At 53.1% G+C, this 15,174-nt stretch carries 15 protein-coding genes; 11 read left to right on the top strand and 4 right to left on the bottom strand.

Annotation, left to right across the window (positions count from 1 at the left end):
* Positions 1 to 3: 3 nt before the first annotated feature.
* Genes F384_RS20000 through F384_RS19990 form a run of 3 tightly spaced genes read right to left on the bottom strand, consistent with a single transcriptional unit; the run spans position 4 to position 3,065 of the window.
* A complete protein-coding gene (locus F384_RS20000) occupies positions 4 to 1,386 on the bottom strand; it encodes a glycoside hydrolase family 1 protein (RefSeq protein ID WP_046492301.1) in 1,383 nt (460 codons plus the stop codon).
* 20 nt (positions 1,387 to 1,406) lie between these two features.
* Positions 1,407 to 2,738: a PTS sugar transporter subunit IIC gene (locus F384_RS19995; RefSeq protein ID WP_046492299.1), complete on the bottom strand. Its 1,332-nt coding sequence runs from the start codon at positions 2,736 to 2,738 to the stop codon at positions 1,407 to 1,409.
* Positions 2,739 to 2,750: 12 nt separating this feature from the next.
* The gene (locus tag F384_RS19990) at positions 2,751 to 3,065 is read right to left on the bottom strand and encodes a PTS sugar transporter subunit IIB (protein ID WP_042323435.1); all 315 of its coding nucleotides are present in this window, start codon (positions 3,063 to 3,065) and stop codon (positions 2,751 to 2,753) included.
* A gap of 292 nt (positions 3,066 to 3,357) precedes the next feature.
* Between F384_RS19990 and F384_RS19985 the strand changes: the two genes are divergently transcribed.
* Entirely contained in the window at positions 3,358 to 4,314 is a 957-nt protein-coding gene (locus F384_RS19985) for a LacI family DNA-binding transcriptional regulator (RefSeq protein WP_046492295.1), read from the top strand.
* 35 nt (positions 4,315 to 4,349) lie between these two features.
* On the opposite strand, the gene F384_RS19980 is transcribed toward F384_RS19985, so the two are convergent.
* Positions 4,350 to 4,643, bottom strand: coding sequence for a YicS family protein (locus F384_RS19980; RefSeq protein ID WP_046492293.1), 294 nt, complete (start codon positions 4,641 to 4,643; stop codon positions 4,350 to 4,352).
* Positions 4,644 to 4,772: 129 nt separating this feature from the next.
* Between F384_RS19980 and F384_RS19975 the strand changes: the two genes are divergently transcribed.
* From F384_RS19975 to F384_RS19930, 10 genes are all read left to right on the top strand, one after another.
* The gene (locus tag F384_RS19975) at positions 4,773 to 5,189 is read left to right on the top strand and encodes a GNAT family N-acetyltransferase (protein ID WP_046492291.1); all 417 of its coding nucleotides are present in this window, start codon (positions 4,773 to 4,775) and stop codon (positions 5,187 to 5,189) included.
* A gap of 103 nt (positions 5,190 to 5,292) precedes the next feature.
* Entirely contained in the window at positions 5,293 to 8,091 is a 2,799-nt protein-coding gene (gene dagR / locus F384_RS19970) for a transcriptional regulator DagR (RefSeq protein WP_046492288.1), read from the top strand.
* Positions 8,092 to 8,302: 211 nt separating this feature from the next.
* Positions 8,303 to 8,728, top strand: coding sequence for a PTS sugar transporter subunit IIA (locus F384_RS19965; RefSeq protein ID WP_046492287.1), 426 nt, complete (start codon positions 8,303 to 8,305; stop codon positions 8,726 to 8,728).
* Between the two features lie 11 nt (positions 8,729 to 8,739).
* Complete coding sequence (locus F384_RS19960) at positions 8,740 to 9,225, top strand: PTS system mannose/fructose/N-acetylgalactosamine-transporter subunit IIB (RefSeq protein ID WP_042323421.1); 486 nt, start codon at positions 8,740 to 8,742, stop codon at positions 9,223 to 9,225.
* A 23-nt stretch (positions 9,226 to 9,248) separates the two neighbouring features.
* Entirely contained in the window at positions 9,249 to 9,998 is a 750-nt protein-coding gene (locus F384_RS19955) for a PTS mannose/fructose/sorbose/N-acetylgalactosamine transporter subunit IIC (RefSeq protein WP_042323417.1), read from the top strand.
* A complete protein-coding gene (locus F384_RS19950; protein ID WP_161215577.1) occupies positions 9,995 to 10,855 on the top strand; it encodes a PTS system mannose/fructose/sorbose family transporter subunit IID in 861 nt (286 codons plus the stop codon). The genes F384_RS19955 and F384_RS19950 overlap by 4 nt, the downstream gene beginning before the upstream one ends.
* A 3-nt stretch (positions 10,856 to 10,858) precedes the next feature.
* Positions 10,859 to 11,968 (top strand): D-glucosaminate-6-phosphate ammonia lyase, encoded by a 1,110-nt coding sequence (gene dgaE, locus F384_RS19945; protein ID WP_046492283.1) that lies wholly within the window; start codon positions 10,859 to 10,861, stop codon positions 11,966 to 11,968.
* Entirely contained in the window at positions 11,955 to 12,698 is a 744-nt protein-coding gene (gene dagF, locus F384_RS19940) for a 2-dehydro-3-deoxy-phosphogluconate aldolase (RefSeq protein ID WP_046492280.1), read from the top strand. The genes dgaE and dagF overlap by 14 nt, the downstream gene beginning before the upstream one ends.
* A gap of 167 nt (positions 12,699 to 12,865) precedes the next feature.
* Entirely contained in the window at positions 12,866 to 13,684 is an 819-nt protein-coding gene (nlpA, locus tag F384_RS19935; protein ID WP_046492277.1) for a lipoprotein NlpA, read from the top strand.
* Between the two features lie 895 nt (positions 13,685 to 14,579).
* Positions 14,580 to 15,137 carry a fimbrial protein gene (locus F384_RS19930; RefSeq protein WP_046492275.1) on the top strand — a complete coding sequence of 186 codons (558 nt, stop codon included), beginning with the start codon at positions 14,580 to 14,582 and terminating at the stop codon, positions 15,135 to 15,137.
* The last annotated feature ends 37 nt before the right edge of the window (positions 15,138 to 15,174 follow it).

Here is a 15,174-nt window from a genome sequence, read left to right as displayed (position 1 = left end):
CTCTTAATCGAATCCGTTGTGTTCGGCGGTATTAGCGAACCACTCGCCGCTCTTTTTCACCGTACGTTTTTGCGTGTCTAAATCTAACTGTACAAAGCCGTAGCGGTTTTTATATCCGTTGAGCCATGACCAGTTATCAATAAACGTCCACATATGGTAGCCAAGACACTGACAGCCCTCGCTGATCCCTTTATGCAGCCATTTAAGGTGTTCAGAAACAAATTCAATACGGTAGTTGTCGTTAATTTGCCCATCCTGAATAAAGCGTTGTTCGTTTTCTACGCCCATTCCGTTTTCAGAAATAAAGCAGCGCGGGTTGCCGTAATTATCACGCAGATTGGTAATAATATCGTAAATACCCGGCTCATAAATTTCCCATCCGCGATAAGGATTCATTTTGCGACCTGGCATTTCGTAGTAATCAAACAACCACTCCGGCATAAAGGGCGCATTCAGATTCACGGCGGTATCACGGCATTTCACCCGACGCGGCTGGTAGTAGTTAATCCCCAGCAGGTCGATTTTGCCATCGGCAATCAGTTGTGCGTCACCCGGTTGGCAGGCTGGCAACTGATCGTACTCTTTCAGCAATGCCACCAGATCCGCCGGATATTCCCCTTTCAGCACCGGATCGAGGAAGCTGCGGTTAAACAGCAGATCCGCATGGTGCGCGGCTTTCACATCCGCCGGATGCTGTGAGCGCGGATAGGAGGGCGTCAGGTTGAGCACCACGCCAATTTCGCCGTCATTGTTGCCCGCGCGATAAGCGCGAACCGCCGTCGAGTGCGCCAGCACGGTGTGATACGCCACGGTGGCTGCACGCCTGAAATCCACCACGTTCGGGTAATGGAAGTCATACAGATAGCCGCCTTCCACCGGCACAATCGGCTCATTGAAGGTGAACCAGTGCTTCACGCGGTTGCCGAACAATTCGAAACACGTCTGCGCATAGCGGCCAAAGGCCTCCACGACCTCACGGTTTTCCCAGCCGCCTTTCTCCTGCATCACCATCGGCATGTCGAAGTGAAACAGCGTGATAAACGGCGTGATGCCCTGCGCCAGCAGTTCGTCGATGACGTTGTTATAGAACGCCACCGCCTCAGGATTCACCTCGCCCGTGCCGTCAGGAATCAGGCGCGACCAGCTTAGCGAGGTGCGGAAGCTGTTATGTTTTAACTGCTTCAACAGCGCAATGTCCTGTTTCCAGTGCTGATAAAAGGTTGAGGTGTTCGCCGGGCCAACCCCCTGATGGAAACGACCTGGCTGGCGGTCGAACCACACATCCCATGTGGTCTGGCTTTTGCCGCCGTTCAGGCTATCCCCTTCGGTTTGCAGCGCTGAGCAGGCACTGCCCCACCAGAAGTTTTCAGGAAAACGGTATCTCATTGTTCTGACTCCTTGATTCATTATGAGTTGCTACGGGCAGCGTTCGCCACGGAGACGGCATCCTGGGCTTTTTGTGCTTCTGATTTCACCAGAGAGCGTTCGTAAGCGCGCAGGAACGGGAGGTAAATCAACGCCGACATTACCATGCAGATGAGACACATCACCACCGGACTCAGCGCCCAGTTTGCCGCCCACGATGCGCCAATAGGTGCGGGCGTGGTCCACGGCGTCAGTGACACCACCTGATCCAGCCAGCCCAGACGGGTCGCAGTGTATGCCAGTACGGCGTTGATCATGGGCACGAAGACGAACGGGATAAACAGCATCGGGTTCATGATGATCGGCGCACCGAACAGAATAGGCTCATTAATGTTGAAGAAGCTAGGGACGATCCCCATTTTGCCGATCGTCCGCAGATGGGTAACACGACTGCGCAGCAGCAGGAAGGCCAACGGTAAAGTAGAGCCCACGCCGCCGATCAGCAGGTAGTGATCCCAGAAACCTTGCAGATAAACGTGTGGCAGTGCGACACCGGCTGCGAGAGCGGCCTGGTTTGCTGACAGGTTTGCCATCCAGAACGGGTTCATAATGCCCGTGACGATAAGCGAACCGTGAATACCGGCAAACCAGAATATCTGGCACATCAGAACCGAAAGCAGAATTGCTGGCAGGGAGTCAGAGGCTGAAACCAGCGGTGCCAGCAGGTGCATAATCGCCTGCGGAATAATCATTCCGGTCTGCGCTTCCACAAACAGGTTCAGCGGATGAAGCGTCGCAATGACCACCAGAACCGGAATGAGGATCTCAAACGAACGGGCGACGCCAGTCGGAACCTCTTTCGGCAAACGGATTGTGATGTTGTGCTGCTTCAGCCAGGCGTAGACGCGGGTGGAATAGATGGCGGTGATTAGCGCAGTAAAGATCCCCTGACCGGAAAGGTACTGCGTGGAGATTTTACCGTCGGCATACGGTGCGGCGACCAGTAAAAAGGCCATAAACGCCAGCAGGCCGGACATAATCGGATCGAGATTAAACTGACGGCCCAGACTGGCGCCAATGCCCACAGAGATGAAGAACGTCATAACGCCCATGCTGAGGTTAAACGGCAGCATCAGCTGTTCACGATATGTGGCGGAAAAATCGAGCCAGCCACGGGCAAAGCTGTTGGTGGTTTCGGCAGAGAACGGCGGAAAAATAAACACCAGCATGAACGAGCCGATGATCATAAACGGCAGCGCCGCGGTAAAACCATCACGAATCGCAATCACGTATTTCTGCTGGCCCAGTTTACCGGCAAGAGGCGTGATGGATTGTTCTATGACAGCAACCATTGACTGATATAACGAACTCATAATGACACCTTTCTAATGTGCCGCTTCAATCAGCGACAGAGCAAAATCCAGCACCTTGTCACCACGTTGCATTCCGTAATCCTGCATATCAATGGCCTTTACGGGGATGTTTTGGGTGGCAGCCTTCTCTGAGAGCGTGTTAAGCATGTATTTTACCTGGGGGCCAAGTAACACCACCTGGTAGTTTGGAAACTGAATGTCAAATTCGGAAACGCCATATGCATCAATTTGTACTGGCAGCTTCCGCTCTTCTGCGGCTTCGACCATTTTACGAACCAGCAGACTGGTGGACATCCCTGCAGAGCAACACAACATAATCCTGAACATTATTAACCATCCTCAAAATGTAAAAACTTATTGCGAGTCTGATTTGATATCATACGGAAACCGGTTTCCATATGAAGCCAGCAGAACTGTGACAACCGTCAAGATCTTATTCTTATAAGGCTAATTATTTGGATTTGGCTCACGGTTTTGGTGCTATTTCACGCTTTTTGAGTGGAAACGGAAAATCGGTTTCCATGAAAAACGGAAACCGCTATACTGCGAGTGGTGATTATTTGAACCAATGTTAAATTCAGGATTAAAGGAGCCAGGCAGGCTCTGTCAGGGGAGAATGATGTCTACTATCAACGATGTATCGCGTTTGGCTGGCGTGTCTAAAGCCACGGTGTCGCGCGTGTTGAGCGGATCGCGTGGTGTGAAGGAAGCCAGTCGCCTTGCCGTGTTAAAGGCGGTGGATGAGCTGAACTATCGTCCGAATGTGATTGCCCAGTCGCTGCTCAGTCAGTCGACCGGCTGCATAGGCGTGATTTGCGCGCAGGACAACATCAACCAGACGACGGGCTACCTTTACGCGCTGGAAAAGCACCTGAGTCAGCATCAGAAGCATTTGTTGCTTCGCTTCGCCAATACCAAAGCAGAGGTGATGAGCGCCCTCGATGAATTAAGCTGCGGCTTGTGTGACGATGTGCTGATTATTGGTGCGCGTTTTCCGCTGCATATCAGCCAGGAAAACGTCATTCTGGTGGACTGCCTGGAAGCGGGCGACGATGTGACCAGCATTCAGTTTGACCACACCTTTGCCACCGAAACGGCCTGTAACTATTTGATTAGCCAAAATCGTCGGCAGATTGCCCTCATTCATCCTGAAGGCATGGGGTTCTCCGAGCAGGTGCTGCTCGGCTACAAACATGCGCTGGAGAAGAACTTCCTGCCGTTTAATCGCAACCTGGTCTTTATGGAAGCGACCTCTTCCTCGGTGGCGTTGCAGGAGTTGTTGAATAACGCCTCCACGCTTAACTTTAACGCGCTGCTGGTGGCGGATGAGCAGCAGGCTCAGCGGGTGATCCCGCAATTGCAGGCGTTTAATAAGTCGGTTCCGGAAGATATTATGATCTTTAGCCTCGCCGGTTCGCTGCATCTGCCGGGGATCCCGACCATCCCGGCTATCGAATACTCCATGGATGCGATGGCGGCGCGAATTGTCAGTTGGCTGAATGAAAAAACCCAAAGTATGTTGGGATCGTATGTGCTGCGCGGCGACTTAATCATTCCGGATGTTCGTCAGCGGTAACGTGCATCATCGGGCGTGAAGCGCGGGCTTCACGCTTACATGTCCGGGCATTCCACCTTGCCGAGCGCTTCCCAGTAGTTGTTCTGATTATTCCTTTCCATCGCCACAACCGCTTCTCGGATGTGCTGTTGATTGTCTTCATTCGCCATGATCGTTTTTTCCCACGCCTCGTCAGAAGGTGAACCTTGTGGCGTACAAATTTTTCGTAAGTCTTTGAGTATCGTATTTTTTTCGTGTGTGGACTGCAGCGCGCCGTAAGCCGAGTCGGCCTGAGCCAGTGCGGGCAGCAAGAAAAGGGCGGCAATGATCGATAAAGCGGCTCGTTTCATGGTAATAATCCTTGTAGTCGATGCGCATCATTTCAAGAGTAAGTGTAGACGGTGTGCGACTCCCTCAGCAGCCCGTGCTACTGTCGGAAAACGCTTCAGACAAAAGTTGTAGTTTTTCAGGAGGATAGAGTGCAGATACAGATTACAGATACGGTTACCGAAGACTGTCAAAACGCGTTACTCACCGGGTTGCGTGCCTACAATTTCCAGTTTCTGAAAACGAGAAATTTTGGCGATCTGGCTGTTTACTGGCGTGACGAGCAGCAGGAAATCCGCGGTGGATTGATTGGTAAAATCAAAGGGGAATGGCTGAGCATTGATTTTCTATGGATGCATGAATCCCTGCGTAAAGGCGGTTACGGCAGCCAGTTGATCCAGGCCGCAGAGCACGCTGCTCGCGAGAGAGGTTGTCTCCATGCGCTGGTTGATACCCTGAGTTTTCAGGCGCTGCCGTTCTATCAGAAGAACGGTTATCAACTGCAACTGACTCTTGATGACTTCCCGGAAAAAGGGGCCGCCCGGCATTATTTATCGAAAACATTTTGATGACCGGATGCGTTCTCCACGACGTCCGGACGTCGATTCACTTTCTTGCATAGCAGAATAGTGTATGTTCTGAACAATCATTTAATTCGTAAGCGGTAAAGAGATGAGACGGATCGAGATCGTACTGGGAGAGCTTGAAAGGCTGACGCGTGGGTTGGATCGTGCCGATTTGGCGCAGGAGACGGCATTCACGGCGGAGGCGATTGGCTTTAACCTGGGGCTGGCGCGCAACTCGGTCAGTAAAGATCTCAATCAGTTGTGGAACGATGGTCTGGCGATTAAAAGCCGGGGACGTCCGGTGTTCTTTCTGCACCGACAGACGCTGGAGACCTTGCTGGGGCGCAAACTGGAGAGTAGCGAGCGCGAAGTGCGCTCGGTGGCCGACCTGCTTCCGCAAGCGGAAAATACGGGCGGTGACGATCCTTTCACCGGCCTGATTGGCTACGATCGCAGCCTGCGTGACGCAGTAGAAAAAGGCCGTGCCGCCGTCCTCTATCCGCAGGGCCTGCATGTATTGCTGACCGGGCCGTCTGGCGTGGGGAAAACCTTTTTTGCCGAACTGATGCATCGCTTTGCCTGCGAACAAGCCGCCGGTTCCCCGCCGCCGCTGGTCTATTTTAACTGCGCCGAGTACGCCCATAACCCGGAACTGCTCTCTTCGCACCTGTTTGGCCATCGTCAGGGGGCATTTACCGGCGCGAGCGAGAATAAACCCGGTCTGGTCGAGCAGGCGGACGGTGGCTATTTGTTGCTCGACGAAGTACATCGCCTGCCCTACGAAGGACAGGAGAAACTGTTTTCCATTCTCGATAAGGGCGAATACCGTCCGCTTGGTTCCAGCGCCACGGCGCGTCCAATCTCGGTTCGTCTGATTTGCGCGACCACGGAACCGGTGAGTTCATCGCTGTTGCGCACCTTCCAGCGACGAATTCAGGTGAGCATCGACCTGCCGGGGATTCGTCAGCGATCGATTGAGGAACAGGTGGAGCTGATTGTCGGCTTTTTGCAGCGTGAAAGTCGCAAAATCGAGCGTACGGTCAGCATCGACAAAACCCTGTTGCTCTGGCTGTTGAACAAACCGCTGGAGGGCAACATTGGTCAGTTGAAGAGCGATATCCAGTTCCTGTGCGCCCAGGCGTGGGCGTCGGGGATGACGGAACATAACGACACGCTACAGCTGGATAAACGGCTGGCGGAGATACCGTTCCATGCCACGCCGGAACAACGACTGCTGGTTGACGCGTTGTTTGAAGGAAAAGAACGGCTGAACATTGATGCGCGTACATTGCCGGCGTTGAAAACCTCACTGGCGACCGGGGCGGAAATCGAAGAGAGCGATCTCTTTTACAGCTTCCTGACCCGTGAATATGTCAATCTGCGCAACAGCAACGTACCGCCGGCGGAAACGCTGGCTATCCTGAAAAACAAGCTCAGTTCAATCTTCGAATATGGCCTTTACAGCCGCGATAGCGTGGCCCATCCGCCGCGCTATGGCGATCAAATTGAAGAACGCGTGACGCTGCTGATCGGCTGCGTGGAACAGGTGCTGGGCTTTACGCTGCCGGAAAATCTGGTGAATCCGCTGCGTAAGCACTTCCTGGCGCTGATTGGCTATGTCCAGCGAGGCTTAATCCCGCAGCTCTACTCTTCCAGCCTGATCCTCGACCGCTGCAAAGATGAATACGATAACGCCACGCTGTTGTGCCGGAAAATCAATGAACTGCTGCATATTCAGTGCCCGGCGACGGAAGTGGTCTGGCTGTGTTTGTTCCTGAAAGAGTGTCGTCACTACCGCCAGCGCATTGATGCCAGCCCGGACTGCGGGGTGATCCTCGTCGCTCACGGCGCAACCACCGCGACCAGCATGGCGCAGTACGTCAACCGCGTACTGGAACGCGATCTGTTCAGCGCGGTCGACATGCCGTTTGAGCAGTCGGTGCATGACACGCTGGAAACGCTGACCCAGATTATTCAGACCCAACGCTATCAGCGGCTGATCCTGATGGTCGACATTGGTTCACTGGTGCATTTCGGCAGTACGATTAGCAAGTTATTTCAGATAGACGTGCTGTTAATGCCCAACATCACGCTGACCAGCCTGCTGGAAATCGGACTGGATTTAAGCTACGAAACCAGCGACTTGCCCCAGCTCGCGGCGCTCATGCAGAGCAAAAACATCCCCTGTCAGCTCTGTACCCCGCAGCAGGAAAACGGCGGCAAAGTGCTGGTTGTCTCCTGCATTACCGGCATGGGTACGGCGGAAAAGATTAAAAAAGTGCTTGAGGAGAGTTTTGGCGAGTTAATGTCGCAGGACACGCGAATGGTGATCCTCGATTACAACGACGTGCGCAGTCTTGAACGTGTTCAGCAGGCGCTGAATGCCAATGAGCGACTGGCGGGAATTGTCGGCACTTTTCAGCCGGGGCTGCCGGATATTCCGTTTATCTCGCTGGAAGAACTGTTCTCTGAGCAAGGGCCGGAGCTGGTATTAAGCCTGCTGACGCCGGATCTCTCCAGCGCTGAACGCCGTCTGGAGATGGAGCGCAGCGCCATGCGGTTTATCAGCGCGCTGACTATGGAGAGCATCATCAACCATATTTCGGTGCTCAATCCGCAGCGCATTCTCAAAGAGATGGAGGGCGTGCTTAACCATCTGACGACCACGCTTTCCCTGAAACCGAGTCGCCAGGTGACACTACGCTTCCTGATCCACTGCTGTTGTATGGTTGAGCGTATCGTGATCAACCGTAAACCGTTACAGATGGCGCTGGAAAACAAACCGAATCTCGATCCCCGCGCGTTTAGTGTCATTAAATCGGCGTTTTTGCCCATTGAAGAGGCCTATGCCATCCGTTTATCGGATGCGGAATATTTTTATATCTACGAACTGCTTTATAGCTGATCCCTTAACGGGCGAGGCGCTGCGCCTTGCCCGCTCTCCTTTCCCCCTCGCGTGACACAAATACTGGCACAGCCTTTGCTCTAACTTTGATGAGTTTTGCCGGATGGCGGCATAAATGCCTTTCCGGCCTACAAAAGCACTATCCGTAGGCCTGATAAGCGAAGCGCCATCAGGCATTGCACGTCTCATGTAATCGCGCCAGGAGGCCATTTTGACTACCACTCAACCGTTGCCCGAAATTCTGCTGCTCACGCATGGCGGCTGGGGACAACAGCTCTGTAACAGCCTGCGTATGGTGATGGGCGAAATTAAAGGCGTGACGGAAATTGCGCTGATGCCCGTCGATACGCTGGGCGAGTTTTATCAGCGTGTCGAGGACGTGGTGAAAACCATGCCGGACGGCTCGCTTATTCTGACCGATTTTGTCGGCGGCACGACGTCCAATGTGGCAGCGCGGCTGAGCGCGGATTATCCGGTGGCGGTCGTTTCCGGGTTGAACGCGTCGCTACTGCTGGAAGCGCTGGACCGACGTGAACACGGTTCGCTGACCATCTGCGTCAATGAACTGGTGGAAGCCGGACGCAGCAGTTGCCTGGACGTTGTCGCTCATGTCCGCCAATTACAACAATCACAATAAGGAAAATCATCATGGCAAACATCGTGTTATGTCGTATCGACAGCCGACTGATCCACGGACAGGTGGTGACGAAGTGGGTCGGGCAGTCCCAGGCCAACCGCATCGCGGTGGTCAGCGACGAACTGGACGCCGATCCGTTTATGAAAAACATCTACCTGATGGCCGCGCCGCCGAACATCAAAGTGGATTGCTACAGCAACCAGAGCTTCGCGGCCTCATGGAAAGAGAACCAACTGGGCGACGGCAATGTGCTGGTGCTGTTCCCCTCCCTGGCGGCGATTCAACAGGCCGTACAGCAGGGGTTTGATGTCACGACCATTCAGGTTGGCGGTCTGGGCGGTGGGCCAAACCGCAAAGCCGTGTTCCAGAACATTACGCTCGATGAAAAAGACGTTGGCATTCTTAACGACCTGAAAAGTCGTGGGATTCAGGTGTTCTTCCAGACTATCCCGGAAGATAAACCGCAGTCGCTGGACGATATCCTGAAAAAATTCTAATTCTCTGATAATGGGATAACACTATGGATACCTTAGTTTTTGCAAGCCTCATGGGGTTGTATTACTGGTTTGCCCGCTTACGCCTTGGCTACACCTTCTCTGCCATGCTGCTTCAGCCGGTGGTGGTGGCCGTCTTTGTCGGGCTGCTGCTTGGCAACATGCAAACAGCGATGATTATCGGTGCGGGGATGCAGCTCGTTTATCTCGGCGTGACCTCAACGCCCGGCGGTAACGTGCCGTCAGATCCGGCGCTGGCAGCCTGTATCTCGATTCCCATCGCGGTGAAAGCCGGGATGGATCCGAACCTGGCGATTGCGCTGGCGATCCCCTTCGGCGTGATCGGCGTTTTCCTCGACCAGTTGCGTCGTACCCTGAACGCCGCCTGGGTCCATATGGCCGATAAGCACGCGGAAACGGCGAATATGTCGGGCATCATGCGCTGTGCGTTCCTCTACCCGGCGCTGCTCGGACTGGCGCTGCGCTTCCCGGTAGTGTTTGCCGCGAACTACTTCGGTCAGGACGTGGTGGAAAGTTTCCTCAAACTGATGCCGCACTGGCTGACTCACTCCTTTGAAATCATGGGCGGGATCCTGCCAGCGCTGGGCTTCGCCATCACCATTATGGTGATCGGTAAAAAGAGCCTGCTGCCGTGGTTTATCGGCGGATTCTTCGCGGTGCTGTACCTCAAGGTGGACATCATGGCGATGGCGATCTTCGGTACCTGTGTGGCCTTCCTGATTAAAGGTCTGGCGAAAAATGAAGGAGCAGCATGATGAGCAGCGACGTAATGCAGCATGAACTGGTTGAGCGCGCACGGACGACCGGGGCGTTGACCAAAGCGGATATCACCAAAGCGTGGTTTATCTACTGGCTGGGCGCGGAGGTATCCAACTCTTATGAACGTCTGCAGAGCCTGATTTTCTGCGCCTCGATGACGCCGATCATCAAAAAGCTCTACCCACAAAAAGAGGAGCAGGTGGAGGCGCTGAAACGTCACCTGAACTTCTTCAACTCCGAGCAAACTTTTGGCGCGGTGATCCAGGGGATTTCCATTGCCATGGAAGAGCAGAAAACGCGCGGCGAGCCGATCAGCGATGCCTCAATTACCGGGATTAAAACCGGTCTGATGGGCCCGCTGGCCGGGATGGGCGACTCCATCGTCTGGGCCGCCGTCATGCCGCTGCTCATCGCGATTTTCATTCCTTTCGCCGCCAATGGCAGCGCGTTTGGCGGCATTGCACCGCTGATCCTCTATCCGGCGATCACGCTGGCAATAAGCTACGGCCTGATCCACAAAGGCTACACCCTGGGGCGTGATTCTATCGTCGGGTTACTGCAAGGGGGGCGAATCAAAGAACTGATCTACGGCGCGAACGTGCTGGGGTTGATCATGATGGGCGCGCTGTCGGCAAGCTACGTCAAGATCACCACGCCGTTGAAAATCAGCGCGCTGAAGGGTTCTGAAGTGGTGGTGCAGCAGATCCTTGACTCCATCGCGCCGGGCCTGCTGCCGCTGGCGGCGGTGTTTGCTATCTATATCTTTCTGGTGAAGAAAGGGCCGCGATACACCACTATTCTGCTGTCGATTGTGGCACTAAGCGTAGTCTGCTCGCTGCTGGGAGTGTTGTAAGTCATGACACAGAATATCTATCAACAGCTGGGGCTAAAACAGGTGATTAACGCCTGCGGCAAAATGACGATTCTTGGCGTCTCCAGCGTCGCACCTCAGGTGATGCAGGCAACAGCGCGGGCGGCCTCCGCCTTTGTTGAAATCGATAAGCTGGTGGACCGAACCGGTGAGCTGGTTTCCCGCTTTACCGGCGCGCAGGACAGCTACGTGACCTCCTGCGCGTCGGCGGGGATCGCCATTGCCGTTGCCGCCGCCATTACCCGCGGCGACCCGCTCAGAGTGGCGCTCATGCCAGACAGCAGCGGCATGGCTAATGAAGTGGTGATGCTGCGTGGGCATAACGTGGACTACGGCGCCCCCATCACCAGCGCCATTCGTCTGGGCGGCGGGCGCGTCGTGGAGGTCGGTTCGAGTAACCTCGCGGCGCGCTGGCAACTGGAGTGCGCGATTACCGACGAGACCGCCGCGCTGCTGTATGTGAAATCGCACCATTGTGTGCAGAAGGGCATGCTCAGCATTGACGACTTTGTGCAGGTTGCGCAGATCCATAACCTGCCGCTGATTGTCGATGCCGCCGCCGAGGAGGATTTACACGCCTGGGTGGCGAGCGGGGCGGATATGGTTGTCTACAGCGGGGCGAAAGCCTTCAATGCGCCCACCTCCGGGTTTATCACCGGCAAGACACCGTGGATTGCCGCCTGTAAAGCGCAGCATCACGGCATTGCCAGAGCGATGAAAATAGGCAAGGAGAACATGGTCGGGCTGGTGTATGCGCTGGAAAATTATCACCAGGGGCAGACCGTAGTGACCGCCGAACAGTTGCAACCGACGGCGGAGGCGATTTCGGCCATTCGTGGGCTGACCGCTGATATTGAGCAGGACGAAGCCGGGCGCGCCATCTGGCGTATTCGCGTTCGGGTTGATGCGCAGGCGCTCGGTCTGGACGCGCGTGAAGTCGAAGCCCAATTGCGGGGTGGCGATATCGCCATTTACGCACGGCGTTATAACCTCCATCAGGGCGTCTTCAGCCTCGACCCACGTACGGTCGCTGAGGGGGAAATGGCGTTGATTGTGGCGCGACTCAAGGAGATAGCAGAACATGCAGCAGATTAATTTTTATCGCCAACGCGTGGCGATAAACGTGCTGGCGAAAGATATCGCCAACGCCCGGGAAATTTATGACGCCGCCGAGGGACACGCGGTGATTGGCATTCTGTCCGCGCAGTTTTCGTCAATCAACGAAGGCGTTCAGGAGGTGAAACGCTGGATGGCGGAAGTCCCCTCGGTTTCCGTGGGGCTGGGGGCGGGCGATCCGGCGCAGTATTACAAGGCGGCGATGATTGCATCAAAGGTTCATCCGGCCCACGTCAATCAGACCTTTACCGGCTGTGGTTTTGCCGCGGGCGCGCTGGCGGCGACGGGGGGAGAACAGACTCACATTAACGCGCTGGTCAGCCCGACGGGCACGCCAGGCGAGGTACTGATCTCCACCGGCGTGAGCAGCGGTCAGGGCACGCCAGCGCGCGTTTCCTGCGATGCTGCAATCCGCATGATGCAGGATATGGGCGCGCACGCGGCGAAGTTCTTCCCAATGGGGGGCGAAAAGTCGCTTCCTGAGCTGTATGTGCTGGCAACCGCCGCGGCTCGTAACGGCATGACGCTGATCGAACCGACCGGTGGCATTGATGTAGAAAACGTTGGCGTCATATTGCAAACCTGCCTGGAGGCAGGCGTGCCGCGCGTAATGCCGCATTTATACTCATCGATTATCGACCCGCAAACCGGTAACACACGACCTGAAGATATCGTCCGGATAATGGAGATCGTCAAAGCATTGGTCTGAACCGAATGGCGCTGCGTGTGGTCAGCGCAGCGCCGTCGGCTTTTCATTGATTCCCCCGTTATGCCTTTTTCTTCTTATTGATACCTTTTCGTTTTTTAAACCGCAGCGACCTTCCCGCTATAGTCATTTCATTACTCATCAGGCGGTTATTTCAAAAGGATAAAAACGTGAAATTGACGATACCTCATTTACGGACAGGGGCAGCGGTACTGTTGGCGGGATTGTTGTTGGCCGGTTGCGACCAGCAGAGCAGCGATGCCAAGCACATCAAAGTCGGTGTGATTAACGGCGCCGAGCAGGATGTGGCGGAAGTCGCTAAAAAAGTGGCGAAAGAGAAGTATGGCCTCGACGTCGAATTGGTCGGTTTCAGCGGCTCGCTGTTGCCGAACGACGCCACTAATCATGGCGAACTGGATGCCAACGTCTTCCAGCATCGCCCATTCCTTGAGCAGGATAATCAGGCGCACAACTATAAGCTGGTGGCGGTGGGGAATACCTTTGTCTTCCCGATGGCTGGCTACTCGAAAAAAATAAAAACGGTCGATCAATTGGCGGACGGTGCGACGGTGGCAATTCCTAACGATCCCACCAACCTCGGGCGGGCGCTGTTGCTGCTGCAAAAAGAGCAGTTGATTACCCTGAAAGAAGGAAAAGGGCTGCTGCCGACGGCGCTGGATATCACCGCCAACCCGCGTCATTTACAGATTATGGAGCTGGAAGGCGCACAACTGCCGCGTGTACTGGACGACCCGAAAGTTGACGTGGCGATTATCAGCACCACTTACATTCAGCAAACCGGGCTTTCTCCGGTTCACGACAGCGTGTTTATCGAAGATAAAAATTCGCCGTATGTGAACATCCTGGTGGCGCGGGAAGACAATAAAGATGCGGAAAACGTGAAGGAATTTCTGGCGTCTTATCAGTCAACTGAAGTCGCAAAAGCAGCAGAAACGATCTTTAACGGCGGCGCCGTTCCGGGTTGGTGATCGGTAACACCTTCAGATAAATGAATTTTATCGCCAGAGGTGTCCTTCTGGCGATAATGTACGGCGCGTTCTTTCTCCTGAGCGAGCATTGAAATTATCCCTTCTTTTTCTTGTGTTCAGATTTTTCAATGAAAAATGTACTTCCCTTCTTTTTTGTACTCATAAACCCCATTTCTAAAAGTCATTTGTCCTTTTTTGTAAGGTTGTGATGAGTAATCTGTAGATTTATATTCTGATAAAAAGTATGTGACTAAAAGAAAAGATCGTTCCGGGAAAATTCCTGGAATTGACGGGTTTTGCAACACCAGGTTAACGATGGTTACGTTTTTTATTGAAATAAGATTTTTCTTACAAAAAAATGAAAGATTGTTTCATCCATAATTAATCATTAGTTATTAATGCATTATGTAAAGTACTTGAGTCGGTTTATCAGGATTATTCGCGTAATCGTGAAAAATGGTTTTCCTGGCTAAAAATACGGCAATAAATGTATGTTTTTTGTTTAAATTATTTTTGTTTTTGTTTTAAAAGTGATCTCAATGCGTTCGATTTAGATGTGTTTTGGCCCATGTATTGATCTAGATCAATTTAATTGATTTATAAAATTTTATCTTTTTTTAACCGATACTGTCTTATAAAAACCTAATTATCGATATATTTATAAGGGTGAATAGCGTAGATAGAAGGCAGCACTTTATTTTCCGATAAGCATTTGGATTGATTGGTTTTGGTTGAAAAATCCTAATATTGCGGATGAAAGTTTTGCGTATATCATGTCAATGGAACCGAAAGGTGTTATTCAGTACCCGTATTCATGATGGGGCGGTAATCGCTTTATCTTAATAACACATTCAATAGGCTGTTCATTTATATCAACCACAACAGGGAATTAATTATGCGTAAATATAATTTTGCGTTGTCCGCATTAGCAATGGTTTTCACTTCTGCATTTACTGCTTCAGCATTTGCCGTTGATGGCACTATTACAATTAACGGACAAATTACTGATACCACTTGTACTATTTCTGTCGATGGCGGCAGTAATGATGCGACGGTAATACTGCCAACCGTCTCTGCTTCTACCCTCGCGTCAGCAGGGGCAACAGCCGGTGCGACGCCGTTTACGATTTCACTGAGCAACTGTTCAGGTACGACATTGAATAACGCCAGCACCTATTTTGAACCCGGTACCTATGTTGATAGCACAACCGGCCGTCTGAATATTGATACTGGCGCGTCTGATGCCGCGACTTTCGTTCAGGTCCAATTATTAAATGCCGATCGTAATGCTATTGTGGCAGGCGCTTCAGCGACGGCTGGTCAGAATGATATCCCGGTTGATATCTCGTCTGGCAGCGGTTCACTGAATTACTTTGCACAATATTATGCGACAGGCACAGCGACTGCGGGTTCCGTAACGACTCAGGTCGATTACACCATGGTATACGAGTAACAGAAACAGGAGTAAGGGGACATCCTTTACTCCTGAT

Source organism: Citrobacter amalonaticus Y19 (assembly GCF_000981805.1).
In the GTDB taxonomy this organism is placed as follows: Bacteria; Pseudomonadota; Gammaproteobacteria; order Enterobacterales; family Enterobacteriaceae; genus Citrobacter_A; species Citrobacter_A amalonaticus_C.
Note: the sequence above shows the minus strand (reverse complement) of the source record. Positions and strands in the feature narration are given on the sequence as shown.

Coding starts and splice junctions, on each gene's coding strand:
- F384_RS19995 (WP_046492299.1), bottom strand. CDS start 2,738: ATGAGTTCGTTATATCAGTCAATGGTTGCTGTCATAGAACAATCCATC.
- F384_RS19980 (WP_046492293.1), bottom strand. CDS start 4,643: ATGAAACGAGCCGCTTTATCGATCATTGCCGCCCTTTTCTTGCTGCCC.
- F384_RS19955 (WP_042323417.1), top strand. CDS start 9,249: ATGGATACCTTAGTTTTTGCAAGCCTCATGGGGTTGTATTACTGGTTT.
- F384_RS20000 (WP_046492301.1), bottom strand. CDS start 1,386: ATGAGATACCGTTTTCCTGAAAACTTCTGGTGGGGCAGTGCCTGCTCA.
- F384_RS19985 (WP_046492295.1), top strand. CDS start 3,358: ATGTCTACTATCAACGATGTATCGCGTTTGGCTGGCGTGTCTAAAGCC.
- F384_RS19960 (WP_042323421.1), top strand. CDS start 8,740: ATGGCAAACATCGTGTTATGTCGTATCGACAGCCGACTGATCCACGGA.
- dagF (WP_046492280.1), top strand. CDS start 11,955: ATGCAGCAGATTAATTTTTATCGCCAACGCGTGGCGATAAACGTGCTG.
- F384_RS19950 (WP_161215577.1), top strand. CDS start 9,995: ATGATGAGCAGCGACGTAATGCAGCATGAACTGGTTGAGCGCGCACGG.
- dagR (WP_046492288.1), top strand. CDS start 5,293: ATGAGACGGATCGAGATCGTACTGGGAGAGCTTGAAAGGCTGACGCGT.
- F384_RS19930 (WP_046492275.1), top strand. CDS start 14,580: ATGCGTAAATATAATTTTGCGTTGTCCGCATTAGCAATGGTTTTCACT.
- dgaE (WP_046492283.1), top strand. CDS start 10,859: ATGACACAGAATATCTATCAACAGCTGGGGCTAAAACAGGTGATTAAC.
- F384_RS19990 (WP_042323435.1), bottom strand. CDS start 3,065: ATGTTCAGGATTATGTTGTGTTGCTCTGCAGGGATGTCCACCAGTCTG.